The organism is Cohnella sp. 56, from assembly GCF_037963805.1.
Lineage (GTDB): Bacteria > Bacillota > Bacilli > Paenibacillales > Paenibacillaceae > Cohnella.
Window position 1 is genome coordinate 128,808 of the sequence record NZ_JAZDQE010000007.1, and the last position, 17,376, is coordinate 146,183.

A 17,376-nucleotide genomic window follows, 5' to 3' on the forward strand; every position below is an offset into this window, starting at 1 on the left:
CGCCGCAGCTTTACAGTAACTCAATTAATTCGACTCCATCAGGAGCCGAACCTTTATCTGCAGTGATTTCATAGTGTTTGAATGATCTTGCTGGTTGACTAGGGTCAATCAGCTTGGCCTCAACAAGATCGAACAATGTAGCTGCCGGGGCGTTGCCCAGCTCGGAATCGTGCTTAAAGACGAACAATTTGCGCGCCGACATTTTTCCACGGGAAGCGGAGCGGTCCTGGTCGAACATCAGCCTGAGTGCTTCAAAGAAGAGATCCAGATCATCCTTAGTAAATCCCGTCTTCTGGGCAAATTTAGCCGATACAAACCCCTCTAACCGGTACAACCCGTAAGGAACCAGATACTTCCTCCCCATGGTACGATTTTCTGAGGCATTTTCTTTTTCCGTAGTTGAAGCCATACGTGTAATGGTCACTTCCTGTTGCAGGATCACGTCCTCGCTTTTGGAAAAACAAAGCTGAATCGGCCCCCGCACTTGACCGCATTTGTAATCACCGGTATCCATCACTGCGCCAAAAGCCCTCACATCATAGAAACGTCTGCACATGTAAGCTTGCGCTGTAAGCTTGTCGTCCTTGTTATCCTTCGTTTTCAAGTCGTTCACTTCGTATGCTTCTCTTTGCTTGTTATTCAACACAGCGCCTTCGCTTACATATATGTCAAACCCCTCGTCATTTTCCCGGGCAAACTGAACATAATTGCGCACCTTGCGCTTAAGGCAAACATCGCTAACGATGCCATACCCGGTCTGCGGGTCGATTCTCGGCATATTGCCCGCATCTGGATCTCCATTAGGATTTCCATTGACAACATCGAAGTAAAGCACAAACTCGTACCGGTTTTTCAAGAGCTCACTCATCATATTCTGCCTCCTTTGTATCGTCCACAATTGCTTCTTTATCCTTTCCTTTGAAAAACTCCTGTTGTTGGTGATAAAATCCGATAAGAAACTGTCCCTGCCCGGCTGCGTTCAACGTCTTGGGAAAACCGTCCGCCGGGAGTTTCCCCATTACTTCCAGTAGAAGTTTGCGCGGATAGTACTTCTTACTCTTGGAGAAATGATGTTCTGAATTTGCCAGCAGAGAGGGGAAAACTTGTTCCGGACTCGCCAAGGCGGCATTCAGATATTTGTCCACAATAGAAGCGTTCACCTTTTCCAGCGCATCAAATTGAGCCTTATTTAAGATAGCAAACACTTGCCCCAGCAAATACGGAATAGCTTGTTCATTCGGATCCAGTTCCACGCCTATCCGCTCCTTCCGATTGCTTGATTCGGCAATTCGATTAAGATATCCCTTAATCACACCTATCCGTATACGATTGATTGCTTTGCGGGCATCCTCCGAAGCTTCAGCCCGAATGCGACTCAACATCGCCATTAGCAAGCTGTCCGGATAAGGTGTTTCCGCCATGATGCTGCGGATGAATGCAACCCGATGGGGAACGGGAACATTTTTACTCTCCCTGCGTACTGCTGTCTCCAACATAATTTGATTGATGGATGGATGCTTTGGCTCCCATGTCGGTCCTTCCACATAAATATCCGCATAATGCTGCCGGAATTTCTTCACCAATTGACCGAATGTATTTACGTAAAAGTAGCGAATGACGACCCTAGTTTTGTTGGTCGAAAGCCCTAAGAGATAAATCCGAACATTTTCGTTTAAATCCAATTGCTCCGGCAACGTACCTTTATACAGATGGTCCATAATACCGGACATCTTGCGATTGGTGAGCTCATCCATCTTATAACGCCAACCGGACGCCTCGCCTTCGAACATCATCCCGAGAAGCTGTTCTTCTTGCGGAGCCTTTTTCTCTGCCCAGTATAATACCTTGTCCCCATGCAAATTGATACTGCGTTGTTTATCTCCAATTAGTAGATTCAGGGCCGTGACATACTTAAATGCGGCCGATTCCGAGACAGGCGCATTGTCTCCTTTCTCCTTTCGATAGGAAACAAAGCTGTCCTGGTTGAACCCGACAAGAGTCGGCTTGTCCTGTCCAAAACCGTCCAGATTACCATGAATACGTGCGATAGGACCAATTTTCCCAGTAACCAGGCACTGCCCAGTAGCTGCATCCACAGAACGGCTATTCAGATAACGCTCCCATGCTTCTTGGATGGCAGGCCGTTCATGGATATATCTACCGCAGTCATCTTCAAGTTGAAAGACAATATTCCCGCCTTCCTCCAACCTGGATGTATCTACGTTGTCGTAATCCAGCAAACCTTTTTTTCTTTTAGAAAAAAAACCCAATACAGCGCAAGCACCCTCATCTTCTACATCCCGTAGAACCGTCTCATGAATGGCCCGACTAGCCTCGAAGCGGTAGTCCGCTCCGTCTGGATCGCTATAGATTCCGAATAAAAAGTTGGCATTCTCGCATAGGAAGGCGGGCTCGGGCCGTCTGCCCGACCGTTTCGGTTGCTGGGGAGTGACACGCCTTGAAGGGAACGGCTTCGTTTCCTTCTTGCCGTTCTTTCCGGTTATGTCCCGCCATTCCGTCAAATCCAATATCTGCAGCAAATTTCCGTTACAATCCAATACAATGCTCCTCGATACGGAAGTTACCGCATATCCGGGCTGAGCAACATCTTCGGGGTACTCTTCGGCCATACGGTCGTAAAACCCGCACAATGCCTGCAATATCATGTGTTCACCTCCGGAGGGACCTCAATGATGCCGTTTCGCATTTTTGCCTCAAAGAAGCGGGGAGTGAATGTATATACCGGCCTTTTCTGTTTCGGTTCCTCGTTATAGTCAATATCCCACAGCATCCAGCCCAGATCGTAGTCAGCTTCATTAGCGTAGAAACTTTCCGGTCGCTTCCCTGTCGTTTCAATAAGCTTGAAGCGAGCTGCAAACTCTCGGCATCCCAAGTATGGATTATGAAAACATTGCCCCTGCCTCGCTCGACGAAGAAACATATTATAGAACTTCTCCGGCGTATCGTTCTCTCCGGCATGTCGGGCAACTATAGTAAAATGAGCATCTATAAGGTAGGAGACGTTCCTCAGTACAAGAGACGTTCGCTGTTGGCGATCCTCGCCGGTATACTGATGCAGATCAATATTTGAGCCCGACATAGCGGCTGTAACATTCCTCGGCGGAATCTTGGAGCCTACCTCGTTGCGGCGGATCGACTCGAATTCTATCGGGTTAAGTACTGTAATTCGATCCACCACCCACCGAATTGCCGGCTTCCACAGTACTGCTTCGAGCACTCCACGCGCCGCTGAAGGTGTGATTACGTCATAACTGACCCGCTCTCCCTTGAGTTCCGGCCTTGTGAAGAGGGCGTAATCACCGCTTACCTGTAAAGTCACGCCATAACCCATAAGTTTTATTCCTCCCCTCGCGGCTGCGATCGCAGCCCTGTCTTATCTGCATCGTACCAATCGTTAATTTTGCCATGAATCCCTCCTTCTGAACTTTGCAAATAATAGATAGCGTCTCCGATGTTGCCCAACCTGCCGCTGCGACGAAGCTGATCGAACTCTTCCGGATACAGTGATACAGTATAACGCTGCAATTTCCGAATATAGGAGGCAGGATAGTGTGAGGTCAGCGCTTCTTGCAGACGGTTGCGACAAGTTCCATCATAAGGAATAACAACAGGGATAGTGTCGTCACGAATAAAGCGATATTGTTCCGCGATTTCACGGAATTGGAAGGAATACTCGTCGGCAGCGCCGTTAAGATTGCGCAATAGTTTGTACTTATCCAACTTGCCGGCAGTCCCCATATTATAGAAGTGCTCGAAGTACTCTTTAACAGCCTCTGGAGTCAACGGGTCCGGATGCCGTCGCAAGACCAGCTTGGCTAAGTCCGCCCTGCCTGAATACCAGGCAAGGCGGGCCGGGCAATCCTCAGATTCGAAGAGAAGCATGCGGCCCTCATTTTGATAACCTTCACGGTTACATCTACCTGCCGCTTGAACAAGTCCCTCCAGACCCGTCATCTCCCGCATTACGACTGGAAAATCAATATCGACTCCCGCCTCGACAAGCGTTGTGGCAATCACATAACATGGGGTATCTTTTGGTCTGTCCTTAATCTTGTTCAGCACTTTCGTTCGATGCTCGGCACACATAAGAGCACTCAAGTGATGGGTAATTCCCTCTCCTACTCGCATAGATACAAGGTGGTACAGTTCCTGAGCCAGTCTTCTGGAGTTCACGATACATAGTACTTGCGGCCCCTGGGAACATATCGTTTCTATCAGTTCCACATTTGTCTTTTTACCGATAAAGGAAACACTAACCCTCTTAAGCGAGCTGTAGAGATCTGAGGGATTATCCATGATTTCCACAGGTTTCAAACCATCCAACCATTCCGAGCGCAAGGCTGGCTGAGTCGCGGTACAAAACAATACGGTGACTCCGAAATCAGTACACAAACACCGAAGAACAGCTAGGGTTGGAAGCAGCAATTCCTCGGGAAGAGCTTGGGCCTCGTCCAAGATAATGACGCTGCCCGCCAACCTGTGAAGCTTGCGGGCACGGTTAGGCTTGGATGCAAAAAGACTTTCGAACAGCTGCACGTTAGTCGTGACGATTAAGTCAGCATCCCAGTTCTCGCTGGCAAGCTGCCGAGGATCAAATTCGCCTTCAGATTCCATGCCAAACTCCATATTGCTGTGGTGCTCAAGAACAGTATGCGCACGATCCGAGCCCAGCGCTTTACGGTACACATCCACCGTTTGTTCAATTAGACTGGTGAACGGCAGCGCAACAATGATTCTCTTGGTTCCTTCGTGGCATCGGGCATGCTTCAAGGCGAAGGCTAGAGAGGCATAAGTCTTCCCACTCCCTGTCGGTGCAGTTAATGTATAGAATCCTTTTGGACCAACTGCAGCGCGAAGACAGCTTTCCAGAACCAGTTTTCTTGCCTCGGCGATCTTTGAATTTGAAGGCGAAGCCTGCAGCTCATTCAGCTTGGCCTGGTATAGCGAATGTATTTGCTCAAGCGAAATGAAAGCCTGCCGGGAACCTGCGCGCTCCGGTTGCAGGAATCTTTCTGTATCAAGGTAATCCGCATCCACCAAGGCGGAATAGAGCATTCGAATCCATAGCGACCGGGACATTCCTATATTGGAGCTACGGGATGGCTTAGGAATATCCTCCGAGCTAAACTCCAGGAACTCCGGAGGCACTCCGTCGACTATGGTAAATTTATTTTTATGCAAAATATCATCCAAACCCGGTTTCCCGCTTCGTGAAATATGGTTCGGAAGTCCGCCATGGTGGCCATAGATCGCGTATGCTAGAATGAGGCCATAAGGAAACGGATAACGATTATAAACCGCCAGTGCTCCAGCCGTTTTATGATCGGCTTTGATCTTGCGGTCTTCAAGTCGACGCTGAAACTCAGGTAAATTTTTTCCATAGTCGTGAAGAAGACCTAGAATCTGTCCAAGAATTTCCCAATTAAAACATTTCGCATACTCGCCTGCTACTTTCGAAGTTTTTTGCTGATGGGACTCTAGAGGATGCCATTGTTGTTTGGGGAGAAGGCTGCCTGTTACGGGGTCACGTTTGGAGTGTGCATATTTCATCCCATCCCTCTCCTTTTTTGTGATACGATAAAAGTATCTGTGGGGTTCTGGGTGGGAAATAACGCAGATATGTATATTTTCTTTTCATAGTACCTAATTGCTTGATCACAACCAAAATATAACCATATTTTTACTCAAGATGTCAAGTGTAATCTTTTTTGTCGTCAGGACTGCTTTAACATATTTCCCAATTCATCCTTGTACATTATTCTGATCAGGCATTGGGGATATGTTGAGCATAGACGTGGATTGAAACATAGTGCCTAAGTGGTATCAAGAAGACTAAAGCAATAAAGGGGAAGGAGCCTAGGCTCCTCCCCCACCCACCCATACTCGGACGGCTGGACCGCGCGGACGCTGGACCTCAAGCTAACCGCCCAATACGAGCATACGATCGCCATAACGCGGATGGTCCACAGGTCCTGACTGCGCAATAGCATAATTTGAGGTCGACCAACGAGGTATCGATCATTTCACCTGGATTTTGTTCGGACGAATTTCGCTGAATGTGTAACGAATCAGAGTGGTGTGGGCCATGCTCATGCGTTTGCACCTTCTCTCCAAACGAAACTCATTTGCATCTTTAGAAATTTAACGTTTCCCTGTAGATGTTCAGATCATTTTTAAGACATATATTTTTGAATCAGTTGCTGGAGCGCTTGCTTTACATCACCATGAAATAAACCTCCATGATAGCAAATCAGCTGCTCAATATCGTAGTCGAGCAAGCACTGTACGGAGTGGATTGCCTCACCCAGATCCAGTGTGTATTGGGGATTAGCGATGGCGAGCTTGCCTTCCTCGATGACGACGGCATCTGCTGCTATCAGTGTTTTGGTGGCGGGCAAATATAATGAGATATGCCTAGGCATATGACCAGGCGTGTGGATAATTTTTATCCCGTCGCGCCAAGGAAGCCTGTCCCCATTGGATACCGTCCGATCTACGGCAACCGGCTCGATCGATTGTAAGAAGCGAATGAATTGTTCTGCGTACGGCTTGGCTTCATCCGGCAATGCGTTAGACGCTGATTCTGCCTGCTCAAGTCGCAACGACATGATACCGCCATTTACAGACGAAAAGGCTTCATAGCCGTGAAGACCGCTGCGCACCCGCAGCCGGCCCCCCGTTCACGAGCCCATTTGACTGCGTTGTTCACATCCTGGGTTCGTCTGCAAAAATCAATGACCTTCGGAAACTTGGAGAAACGCCTATTGAACTCCATTCTGGCCGCATTATAGGACGGATTGCCCGGATATACGATCCTTCCGGTTAAGCGTGGACTTGTCTTTTTCCGGTAACGGCAAACGCCTTGTTTATAGGGTAAAGGTCATCCAAGTATTATTCAGGCCGCAAATTCTTCGCCGTCACTTGCGTAGGGCAAGAGGCAAGGGGTAAGGTGGAAGTATATGATCCGGAAAAAGGTGAAGCGCGGATGGAAATTACGAGTATGCTGGTACGCCGATTAATCGACAGCCAATTTCCGCAGTGGCGTCATCTGGCTATAACTCCCGTAAAAAAAGGCGGACACGATAATCGCACGTACCGACTGGGCAACGAAATGACCGTTCGGCTGCCGAGCCATGAACGCTACGCTGCCGCGATTGAAAAAGAATGGACTTGGCTGCCGATCTTCCAGCCCCATCTATCCTTGCCCATCTCGGTTCCCATAGCAAAGGGCGAGCCCACGGATCAATATCCGCTTCCATGGTCCGTTAACCGGTGGATGGATGGCGACACCGTCACGCTGAACAACATACGCGATTACAATGAATTTGCTGAAGACCTGGCGAGATTTTTGAAGGAGCTGGAGGCGATCGATGCAAGCCGCGGCATACCGGCAGGCGTCCAGAATTTCCATCGCGGGGGAAACCTGGCAGTGTACGATTCTGATACAAAGTCAGCTCTCGAAACGCTTTCCAACGCATACGATCAAGAACTGCTGATGGAAATATGGGAGCTTGCTCTGGCGACGAGCTACCGGTCGGCACCGGTATGGCTGCATGGCGACGTTGCAGTAGGCAATCTGCTCGTGCAAAATGGCCGACTGTCCGGTGTTATAGACTTTGGGACGATGGGCGTGGGCGATCCAGCAAGCGACCTTGTGATGGCCTGGAATTTCTTTGACGATGCGAGCCGCGACATCTTCCTGCGCAGCATGAACGTAGACCAAGATACCGTGAATCGTGCGCGCGGTTGGGCGCTATGGAAGGCGCTCATCACCTGCGCCTGGAACGAGAAAGACTCGGAAGCTTCGACCTGGGGGAAGTGTGTGATCGACAGCATCATCCGGGACTACAAACGGCGATGAGCACGCGGACCTTCGGCATCCGCGACGGGGGTTCAAAAAACTTGCCCTTATTTATAATACGGTTCATTATGCACAGCATAACGGCTAAAAAAGCTACCATCACTGGCAGCTTCTCTCACCACATATACCGGATTAACCGTCCATTTAAAGCAGCTTAATCAGCCCTTCCAGCTCATCGACCAAGCCCTTGGCAAGCTCAAAATCCGTATCCTTTAAAGCCAATTCTATTTTCATTTCAACCGATTTTTTCATTTGTTCTTTTTCGAGATAGTCTCGATCAAAATGGCTGGCATAAATCATCTGCCTGAATTTTCGCATGCTCATTTTTCTAATCGTCTGATCCTCAATGATTAAAACATAATCTATGCCATTTACGACCGAATAGAAGTCATGAGAAACCATGACAATCGCGCCTTTATATTCTTCAATGGCTTTCTCCAGCGCGATTTGCGTATAGGTGTCCAAGTGGCTGGTCGGTTCATCAAGAAGCAGCACGTCTGCTTTACTGGCGGCTACTTTAGCGATTTGAAGCAGATTTTTCTCTCCGCCGGATAACGAGGCTATCTTCTGATTAACGATTTCTCCTTCAAAGCCGTAGCTTGAAATGTACGATCTGATCTCATCGTACGTTTTAAACCCGGCCTCGATGAATTCATCCATGATCGTATTCGAATCCTTCAGCACTTCGCCTTGATTTTGAGATAAATAGGCCACTTTAACGTCAGCATTGATTTCAATGGAATCATGACTGTTTTTAAAGATGTCTCGGAGTAAAGTCGTTTTCCCGGTGCCGTTTGCACCAATGATGGCAACTTTATCCGTAGATTTGATCTCAAAGTTGACGTGGTCTAAAAGCAATTCATTAAAGGTAACGCTATAATGGCTGACATTTATAACTGTGCTGTCCTCAACTTCATGATCTATATCAAAACGGATCGCCGGCTGCTTCAACGCAACGAACGGCGCCTTAATTCTACGCGCTTCCAACCTCTCTTGGAATCTAACTCTTGCTTTTAACGCTTTGCCCCTAGAAGCTTCTGAGTTATAAGTGGCAATCGCTCTTAGATTGTTGATGATTTTCTCGTTTCTCTCACTTTCCTCTGCTTCAGCGACTGCGAGTTCCTGCAGCTCAACTTTAGTCTGAAGTAAGGAGAAGTTATAGTCCATATAACGCCCGTCGAACTCCTGGATCTCCGTATTTTCGAGGTGCAGAATCTTGTTGAAACAATGATTTAATAGATATCGGTTGTGCGTAACGACGAGCAGTGTTCCTTTGTGAGCGTTAATCAGATTTTTAAGCGCATTGAGGTTGTCAAAGTCTAAAAATACATCCGGCTCGTCCATAATCAATACGTCCGGATGACGAAGCATTTCCTTCATCACTTGAATAAGCTTGAATTCTCCGCCGCTCAGGTCGGATACTCGATGATCCTTCAGCCCTATGAGGTTAGCCAAGTTTAGTTTCCTATTGATGTTGCTTTCAAAATCGTCCCCGCCGAGTGCCTCTAATGCATCCAAAGCGAGCTGGTACTTTTCTAATAATGAGTCCAGATCCGAGGTTGATTCCATTTCGGCACAAATCGATGTGATTTCATTTTGAATCTTAATGAATTCTTCCCCTATATATTCAAAAACGGTTGTTTCCTTCGTTTGATTGAATTGCGGAAACTGGCTTACATGCCCGATTATGCAAGCCGGTTCTATTTCCAGGATGCCTTCGTACATATATTTTTCCGGATCCATCAGCATATCTATCAACGTGCTTTTCCCGTTGCCGCTTGTTCCGATAAAAGCGCAATGCTGTCCTTCTTCAAGCGTGAATGAAATGTTTTTATATAGTTCTTTTTGCGGGAATGAAAAGGATAGTTGTTCAACTTTTATCATCGTATGACCTTTCCTTGAAAAACATAGATTTGGCGCTTGCCGTTGTTAGCGTAACACTGTTTACACCCGACTTCAATCGCATTTGAATGCCAACCCTTGGTTAGGTTTACGACCTCACAGGCACGCTTGGTATCCAGGCTTGCTTTTCACCGCCGTGGGCTTAACGCCTTGCATTTATTTGGCTAACGTATCGGCACTTCCCTGTAACCGCGCCTCCATAATCAAGCGCAGCTCATCGGGAATCCGTTCAAACTCGACCCCCTTCCCCAGGAACAAAAGCCAATCCGCATAATACGCCAGCGCCTCGGCATCGGTCACGTCCAGTTGAACGTTAAAAATCCCGCTCGACTGGAACATCCCTGTGAAGGACAAAATAATTCCCGGCGGGTGCATGCGCTTAAAGCGCTGGATCCCCGTCCAATCAAGCTTTACAACCAGGTTGGACTCGCGTGCGCCGAGCCGCTTTTTGCTTAAGATCTCCTGCTCCGAGCGCTTCATCTTCTCCGTGGAGATGGCCGAATCCCGCAGCATCTCGACAGGTAAATACCGAAACGAATCCGTATCGAAATCATAAACCTCGACCAGCCAATGCGCGTTTGAGTTAAAAATATGAATCAAAAAAACGTCAATCAATTGAGGCCAGCCGGCACTCGGCTCATAGGTCAAGCGCAGGTGCTTATCCCGCAAGGCAAGCGAGATTAACTGGTTCAACTCCGCAGGCGCCGCATCGTCGAGTTCCAGCAGATTCGGATTCGCAGGATTCGTATTTTCAAAAAGCAAGAGATGATTCAGTTCGATCAGCTCGTCGTGCTGGGCTTGCGATGCGATGCCGATGAGTTTTTCAGTGATAGAGCGGCGATTTTGCAAATAAGGCAGCTGCGAATTTTTCGAAGCGATAAAGCTGATAAATATCGCTTTGAGCTCCTCCGGCGTGAAACGGACGGCGGACAGGTACTGATTTTGCAGCACATTGTAGCCACCCCCGCGCCCAAGCTCGGACGTCAGCGGGAAACCCAACGCCTGGATCTCGTTAATGTCGCGGATTGCCGTTGCGCGGGAAATCTTGAACTCCCGCTGAATCTCCGCAATCGTAAAATGCGCGCGATTATTGATAAAGCGCATGATCAGGTTCACTCGTTCGGTCTTTTTCATGATTGTATTGTATCAGAAATGCAGCATCACTTTGTGGCATCCACCAAAAAAAGTATCGTTTTTTGATACATTTAGCGATTAGTATCAATCTTGTAAAGAGTCATCCCAAAGGAGAGAATAAAAATGGCTAGCTACTCCATCCAAACCATCTCGGAAAACTACAAAATGACTGCTTTCGGCGTTTTACTGGAAGACTACAACGACTGGGCAGGCAATGCAGCCAAAACGGCAGCGAAAAAAACGCAAATCACCGAAAATGGCAAGCTTGCCGCGCTTCTCGCGCTCGCCGACGGGCAGGAATATCAAATCAATTACGTCATCGACGGCAAGGCTTGGCGCGGCTTCGGCGTGATGGGTGCATACGACGTGGAAGACGCAGTCGTCCTCGACTTCCTCGCCGGGGAATACCTCGTGGTGCCTGGCACAGGCGCTGACAAGGACCGCCTTCCCGACGAAATAACAGGCAAAGTTTTCGGCGGCCTGCTGCAAGAAATCACGGACTACAAATACGTGGGTCCCGGCAACTCCACATTCGTCAAAGCAGCCGAAGACGGCAAATTCTACGGTGAAATGTGGCTTCGTGCAAAAAAAGTAGGAGACTAATCTAAAAAAGGAGCGCTCTCGTGGAAAATTACGCCGTCGAACACAAAAAGTCGTTTACACTGACCGCTTATGGTTTCTCGATTCAATCCAGCTTCCAGGACACGTCGGCTTTGCAAAAAGAAAAAGCGGCGTTTTGGGGCGGACTGAGGGCTGACGGGCGTTTCGACAAGCTGAAGACGGCCGCAAAAGATGATCGTGAATGGTCGGTCAACGAGGTTTATCAAGGCAGACCGTGGAATTACTTCGCGGTAGAAGCTAGCAAATCGGTGGCTGACGCAACGCGCATGATCGAGTTTCCGGAGAGCGAGTACATCGTGGTCGCAGGAACCGGCGACAAGGATGCTTTGTTCGATCAGTTGACTTATCGCGCCTTTGCCGAAGTCTTGTCGCAAGTCACGGACTATGCTTACATCGGCGGTCCAAATGCGACTTATCGTAAAGAAAATGGCGACGGCACGTTCTACGGAGAATTTTGGGTTCCTGTGGTTAGAAAATAGTTCAGACGGCAATGAACATTCCGTCCTGACGCCGTACTTCGGCAAGATAAAACGCGCAAAACCAGCAATGGTTCAAGCGCGTTTTTTGCTTTGATCTATTTAAGAGTTAGCTTATTAAGCGTACCATAAGTGAAGCCGAAAATTGGGGGTTGCGTATTGGGGTATTTTCCTGCGAGTCGGATCGGATAATGCTTTGAAGGTGTCGTTCATGAAATGGCATAACATCCTTTCGTCGATTAAGAATTCGATATTTAGATAAACCTCTAATCAACTTATATTTAGTTCAGCTTAACGGGGCTATCGGCGAAAACAAATGGCGGCCCTGCGGCCACCAAGCTTCAGCTATTCATCGGATACGCCAAGCGCTTTGCTCCGTTCTTTATAGCTCTCGTTATGCGATGGATACATAAGCCACTCTCGGCACCCCGGGATCCATGGCAAGCTCGCGCTATAAAACTTCGTCTGGCGCATGGGATGACCTGAGTGCACTAACCAGTATGACTCGTGGGTCATCTGCCGGCAGACAATAGGGATTCTGGTAATACGGCAGTCAGTGTCCCGCACTTCTGGTTACACCAGTCGCGCTTTTGATCTTTTCATTGCTCATGCTACAACATAGTGTGAACACCACGCCAAAGCGATAAAAACAAAGTTAATGAGCGGCTGTGACATTTGTCTTGTCCGCTGTTGTGTTCTTGCCTTTCCTTAGTACAACGAAGGCGACCACTACGCCGAGCAGCGTAGCGATAGCAGTGACGACGAATGCGGTATGAATGGATTGATTCAGATCGGCGGGCTTCATCGTCTCTAGCGTCGCGTTCGAACCCAGGCCTGCAGAGAGAATCGCCATAATGACAGCCAGGCCAATTGCGCCGCCGATTTGCTGCCCTGTCGAGATAATCGCAGAAGCTACCCCTTGTTCTTTGGGATCGATCCCCGTGCCTCCGGCGATGAACATCGTCGTGAATACGAGCGCTTGACCGATACCGATAATCACGGTACCTGGAATGACTCCCCATGCAGACCCTGTTGCGGATAGCTGGGTAAGGATCAGAAATCCTATGGCTCCGATGGCCATTCCCGAAGCTATCGTGCCGGAGACTCCGACTTTAGCCAGCATGCGATTAAGCAGCTTTACTCCCAGAAACGCGCTGAGCGTCAACGGCAAGAACGTGAGGCCTGAACGGATAGCCGAATAATGCAGGACATCCTGCGTGTAAAGCGTCAAGAAGTAATAGAGTGTACCGAACGATGCGGAGAAAAGAAAGGCGATCAGCGCGGCACCGGTCAGATTGCGATTACGGAACAATCGAAAGGAGATGAGCGGCTCTGCTGAACGAAGCTCGATGACGACAAAGACGATGAGCAATACGGCGCCTAGCAGGACGAAGGGCAAGGTGCTCAGGCTGAGCCAGCCTTCGACCGGCGATTGAATCAGATAGTAAACGACAAACAGCAGACCTGATGTGACCGATACCGTGCCGGCAATGTCAAAATGCTTCTTATCGGACGAAAGCTTGCTCTCCTTAAGTACGATCGGCGCCAGCAAAATGGTAATAATGGCGATCGGAACATTCACGATGAAGGTGGCTTCCCATCCGATGTAGCTGGTCAATACTCCGCCAAGCAACAAGCCGAGAGACATTCCGACTCCGCCCATGGATGCCCAGATGCCCATAGCCCGGTTTCGCTCGACACCTTCTTCGAAGTTGGACATAATCAGCGACAATGTTGCCGGAGACAATAGCGCCCCGCCAAAACCTTGCAACCCTCTGGCGATAACAAGCATGAGTTGGGAGCCCGATAGCCCTCCAAGCAACGAGCCTAGACCGAATAAAACCATGGCGATCATGAATATGCGGCGTCTACCGAGCAGGTCAGATAAACGTCCTCCGATTAATAGGAATCCGCCGAAACCGAGCGAATAAGCGCTGACGACCCATTGCAGATGATTTGCGGAGAAACCTAGCTCCGCGCCAAGGGAAGGCATAGCGACGAAGATAATCGTGTAATCAAGTGCCATCATCAATTGCGAAATGGCCAGGACGAGCAAAGCCAATTCTTTAGAGCGGTTTTCATACATTGACAAATGTCCTCCTTTTTCAGACCGAATGGTCTTATTTCATTATAATTTTTGACCGATCGATCTATTAATAGCAAAAAAGGCGGCGCACATGGCGCTCGTCTTTATCGATCCAGCGCGGACAAGGTGACCGCCGTGATCTCTTCCAACACTCTCGGATTGTTGGTTAATTTTGCGACTTGAGTTAACGCGTATCGTGAATAATACAAATACTTCGCAAGCGCAAGCAAGTCTTGTTGTGTATTAAGTTCACCCTGATTGCCGGCCCGAACCAATGCCTCGTGAAAAGCTTTCTCCAGCCGGAGTTGGTCTTGTTCAAACAGCTCCGCGATCTCCGGATCGTGCGGTACTCGGTCAATGGCACTGTACAGAATCAAACATTCCTTGCGCCGATCTTCGTCCTGAAGCGCCGCCACGATCTCGTAGAAAATTTTCGATATTACCGGCTTCACGGGCCCTATCTGCTCAAGGTAGGCAACAACCGCCGATGATTTTTCATTCACATAATGCTTGACGGCTCTGATGAAGAGATCCCGCTTCGTCCCGTACGTATCATATAAGCTTTGTCGGGCGATTCCCAGACCATCGAGCAGAATTTGCAGGGATGTCCCCTCGTAACCGTAATGCCCGAACAACTCCATTGCCTTGTGAAATACGAGGTTTGTATCGAATTCTTTGCTTCTTGCCACTTAAGAGGCCCCCTTTCTGTCTGATACTAACCCTACCGGATCGATCAGTCAAGAATATGGGGCGCCAGAATAATCCCTCCAATTTAATTTTTGACCAGTTGGTCTGGAATTACTTTATCATTTTTAGATCGATCGGTCAACAATGACTTCAAATCCATTGGTCGGCCTCAATCACTCTGATTCGGCCATTTTGCCCTGCTTGTGATACGATTCTCCGTGCACCATCTAATCAAGCGAGCGGAATCCCTTCGCGATCAGCCAGACAGCCAAGCTCATCTCGTAGACGCCCACGGGCAGAGCCAGCAGTCCTTTACCCGCGGAGTATGGCCCGAACGCGCCGAACATCTCCAGCAGCCCCGCCGCGAATACGAGAACCGCAGTCGCCATCCCGAACGTGGCCAACGGTCTTGGCACCTGCCTCGTCCGGAACAACAGATAGCTATACAGGGTCGTATTGACTCCCAGCATGAGGTTAGGTCCCAGCATCGACGTCCAGCGATGGAATCCTTGCAGAAGGTACCCCAACTCGAGAAGATTCGCTTGATCGGCCGCCCCGTTTGCCTCATAGTGAATACTGAGCTGCACCAATCCCAAGATGCTCACCGCTCCGATCGCGATGAACACGGCCTCCATGAACCGGAAGCAGAGATAGCCAAGAGCCAGGTGCTCATTCCAACGGCGAAGGTATGGAAACAGCATGACCGCCGTCCCTACCGCCGAGAGGATGAGCAAGAGATCGTTTAAGACGCCGACCAACACCTCTGTTTTCCGACCATCGATGACGGCTAGGTACCACTTGTCGCTCAATACGGGATCGTAACAAAGAACGGCGATGATGGACGTGGCCGCGGCCACGATATAGAAGAGCCCCGCGAGGACTCCATTCCTTCTGTCTTGCGTCATTCTGCCTACCCCCTTATACGATTGGAGATTCCTATGGATCATTACGAGGTTGTCGAGCGAGCATTGCTTCATATCGAGGACCATCTGGACCAGCCTTTATCGCTGGATGACGTAGCGAATGCCCTCAACCTGTCCAAATACTACTTTCATCGGCTGTTCTCGGCCATGATGGGCTGTTCGCTCAACACGTACATCCTGTCCCGAAGGCTGAACGCTTCCTTGATTCTCATCCACGAAGGCCGAACCTCCCTTACCGACATCGCCTACCGGCTCAGTTTCGGGACGCCTTCCTCGTTCACCCGTGCGTTCAGCCGCCAGTATGGCATTGCCCCCAGTTTGCTGAGAACGCGGCACCCGGGTCTTGCCCCGATTCCGGTCCCTGCGATCGTGCGTAGACCCATCAAGAACATCAACGGGGACGTGGTCGCCGACTTTACCCTGACAGAATTCGAAGCGATCCGGCTGAGCGGCATCGTCTTTGAGGTAGACTTGGCGGGGGACTACGAGACGACGATTCGGTCCCACTCGCGAATGCTGCTTCAGGAGCTGGACCCGTCCGTTCAAGGCCCTTGCTACGTCGTCTATTCGAACTGCCAGCCCGACTCCACCCGATTCAACGTCCTGTGCGGAATTCCGCAGGAGCTTCGCATCGAGAAGCCCTTCTACTTCACCGTCGACGTGCCGCGGTTCTTCTGCGCCAAGTTCACCTATTCCGGCGACCTTCTCGAGATCGGGGATGTCCTGAAGACGGATTACGCGCGATTTCTGAAAATCTCCAGACAAGAGACCGATGATTCCCACATCGAGTTGGTCCAACGCTTCAACGACATTCACGACCTTGGCTCCGCTTATCATATCTTTGCTCCGATCAAGAAGCTGCCCATCGACTCAGACGGGGAATAGCGCTATTCCGTCAAGATCGGATGAACCTAAGATACCATGCAGGCTTCCGGCGCACTTTCCGAATCTTGCTGTAATCGCGCCTCTTCCCGCCTCTTCTCTTTTACCGGTCCGCCTCACGTTCGCTATTATTAGCCCCAACGATTCGAGAAGGGCCGACGCTGCTCTATAAAACGAAGTGAGGGGCACCCAATTGGGTACCCCTCACCATCTATGCTCCTTGACCGCTATCATCTGCATCTCTGTTTAGATGAGCGCCATGCTCCTGCGTCCAGTTCCACATCGCCTCAAAAATCGGCTGCAGCGCCTTCCCACTCTCGGTAAATTCATATTCGACATGCAACGGTACGCCCGGATAAAGAGTACGCGTGACGAGTCCTTTCTCCTCCAACAGACGCAAGCGGTCTGTCAACGTTTTTGGACTTATCGGTTGCAGCTTACGGCGCAGTTCCCCGAATCGCTTAGTTCCGTTTAACAATTCGAATAAGAGAAGAAGCGTCCATTTTCCATCCAGAAGCTCCAAAATCGGCTCAACGACGCCAGGACAGGATCGATCGATCATCGTAAACACTCCATAGTTCATTTTTTGAAACTATTGCACTTAAATGTAACTACTTTTCAAATGTATCACAGACCAATTATGATGTAAATCAAGCAAAGCGAACTATCCCCATGCACAGAGTAAGGAGGGCGCATCTTGATTAGACCGTTTGAATTGGACCCCGCGGAGTACCCGTTCACCGACCGCTGGATGCCTTTCCGCGATGGACACATTCACTACGT

General features: G+C 49.4%; 14 protein-coding genes and 3 pseudogenes. 5 read left to right on the top strand and 12 right to left on the bottom strand.

Annotated elements, in window-relative coordinates; genetic code table 11:
- Nucleotides 1–10: 10 nt before the first annotated feature.
- From cas7c to cas3, 4 genes are read right to left on the bottom strand one after another with little or no spacing between them, the layout of a single operon-like run.
- The gene (gene cas7c / locus VQ071_RS14345; protein ID WP_340514728.1) at nucleotides 11–868 is read right to left on the bottom strand and encodes a type I-C CRISPR-associated protein Cas7/Csd2; all 858 of its coding nucleotides are present in this window, start codon (nucleotides 866–868) and stop codon (nucleotides 11–13) included.
- On the bottom strand, nucleotides 861–2,666 hold the full coding sequence (gene cas8c / locus VQ071_RS14350) for a type I-C CRISPR-associated protein Cas8c/Csd1 (protein WP_340514730.1): 1,806 nt from the start codon (nucleotides 2,664–2,666) through the stop codon (nucleotides 861–863). Before cas8c ends, cas7c begins: the two co-directional genes overlap by 8 nt.
- Complete coding sequence (gene cas5c, locus VQ071_RS14355; RefSeq protein ID WP_340514731.1) at nucleotides 2,663–3,352, bottom strand: type I-C CRISPR-associated protein Cas5c; 690 nt, start codon at nucleotides 3,350–3,352, stop codon at nucleotides 2,663–2,665. Before cas5c ends, cas8c begins: the two co-directional genes overlap by 4 nt.
- Before the next feature lie 5 nt (nucleotides 3,353–3,357).
- Nucleotides 3,358–5,571, bottom strand: a complete 2,214-nt coding sequence (gene cas3 / locus VQ071_RS14360; protein ID WP_340514732.1) for a CRISPR-associated helicase Cas3' — start codon at nucleotides 5,569–5,571, stop codon at nucleotides 3,358–3,360.
- Between the two features lie 336 nt (nucleotides 5,572–5,907).
- On the opposite strand from cas3, the pseudogene VQ071_RS14365 reads away from it, so the two are divergent.
- A pseudogene (locus VQ071_RS14365) lies at nucleotides 5,908–6,008 on the top strand (type I methionyl aminopeptidase); the annotation flags it as partial.
- Nucleotides 6,009–6,194: 186 nt separating this feature from the next.
- Here VQ071_RS14365 and VQ071_RS14370 read toward each other — a convergent pair.
- Both VQ071_RS14370 and VQ071_RS14375 read right to left on the bottom strand, forming a co-directional pair.
- A pseudogene (locus VQ071_RS14370) lies at nucleotides 6,195–6,632 on the bottom strand (MBL fold metallo-hydrolase); the annotation flags it as partial.
- A pseudogene (locus VQ071_RS14375) lies at nucleotides 6,627–6,835 on the bottom strand (FAD-binding oxidoreductase); the annotation flags it as partial. The pseudogenes VQ071_RS14370 and VQ071_RS14375, both read right to left, overlap by 6 nt.
- Nucleotides 6,836–7,006: 171 nt before the next feature.
- On the opposite strand from VQ071_RS14375, the gene VQ071_RS14380 reads away from it, so the two are divergent.
- Complete coding sequence (locus tag VQ071_RS14380) at nucleotides 7,007–7,882, top strand: aminoglycoside phosphotransferase family protein (RefSeq protein WP_445293293.1); 876 nt, start codon at nucleotides 7,007–7,009, stop codon at nucleotides 7,880–7,882.
- Between the two features lie 144 nt (nucleotides 7,883–8,026).
- Here VQ071_RS14380 and VQ071_RS14385 read toward each other — a convergent pair whose 3' ends face one another.
- Both VQ071_RS14385 and VQ071_RS14390 read right to left on the bottom strand, forming a co-directional pair.
- Nucleotides 8,027–9,766: an ABC-F family ATP-binding cassette domain-containing protein gene (locus tag VQ071_RS14385; RefSeq protein WP_340514734.1), complete on the bottom strand. Its 1,740-nt coding sequence runs from the start codon at nucleotides 9,764–9,766 to the stop codon at nucleotides 8,027–8,029.
- 174 nt (nucleotides 9,767–9,940) lie between these two features.
- Complete coding sequence (locus tag VQ071_RS14390) at nucleotides 9,941–10,918, bottom strand: helix-turn-helix transcriptional regulator (RefSeq protein ID WP_340514735.1); 978 nt, start codon at nucleotides 10,916–10,918, stop codon at nucleotides 9,941–9,943.
- A gap of 123 nt (nucleotides 10,919–11,041) precedes the next feature.
- Between VQ071_RS14390 and VQ071_RS14395 the strand changes: the two genes are divergently transcribed.
- Together VQ071_RS14395 and VQ071_RS14400 are read left to right on the top strand one after the other, a co-directional pair.
- Entirely contained in the window at nucleotides 11,042–11,521 is a 480-nt protein-coding gene (locus VQ071_RS14395) for a hypothetical protein (RefSeq protein WP_340514737.1), read from the top strand.
- 20 nt (nucleotides 11,522–11,541) lie between these two features.
- Nucleotides 11,542–12,018 (top strand): GyrI-like domain-containing protein, encoded by a 477-nt coding sequence (locus tag VQ071_RS14400; RefSeq protein WP_340514738.1) that lies wholly within the window; start codon nucleotides 11,542–11,544, stop codon nucleotides 12,016–12,018.
- Between the two features lie 652 nt (nucleotides 12,019–12,670).
- Here the strand turns inward: VQ071_RS14400 and VQ071_RS14405 are convergent.
- The 3 genes from VQ071_RS14405 to VQ071_RS14415 all read right to left on the bottom strand — a co-directional run bounded on the left by VQ071_RS14405 (nucleotide 12,671) and on the right by VQ071_RS14415 (nucleotide 15,693).
- Nucleotides 12,671–14,101 (bottom strand): MFS transporter, encoded by a 1,431-nt coding sequence (locus tag VQ071_RS14405; protein WP_340514739.1) that lies wholly within the window; start codon nucleotides 14,099–14,101, stop codon nucleotides 12,671–12,673.
- Nucleotides 14,102–14,205: 104 nt separating this feature from the next.
- Nucleotides 14,206–14,790, bottom strand: a complete 585-nt coding sequence (locus VQ071_RS14410; protein WP_340514740.1) for a TetR/AcrR family transcriptional regulator — start codon at nucleotides 14,788–14,790, stop codon at nucleotides 14,206–14,208.
- Between the two features lie 225 nt (nucleotides 14,791–15,015).
- A complete protein-coding gene (locus tag VQ071_RS14415; protein WP_340514741.1) occupies nucleotides 15,016–15,693 on the bottom strand; it encodes a DUF4386 domain-containing protein in 678 nt (225 codons plus the stop codon).
- 33 nt (nucleotides 15,694–15,726) lie between these two features.
- On the opposite strand from VQ071_RS14415, the gene VQ071_RS14420 reads away from it, so the two are divergent.
- Entirely contained in the window at nucleotides 15,727–16,596 is an 870-nt protein-coding gene (locus VQ071_RS14420) for a helix-turn-helix transcriptional regulator (protein ID WP_340514742.1), read from the top strand.
- 208 nt (nucleotides 16,597–16,804) lie between these two features.
- Here the strand turns inward: VQ071_RS14420 and VQ071_RS14425 are convergent, their stop codons facing one another.
- Nucleotides 16,805–17,155: a winged helix-turn-helix transcriptional regulator gene (locus VQ071_RS14425; protein WP_340514743.1), complete on the bottom strand. Its 351-nt coding sequence runs from the start codon at nucleotides 17,153–17,155 to the stop codon at nucleotides 16,805–16,807.
- Between the last annotated feature and the right edge of the window lie 221 nt (nucleotides 17,156–17,376).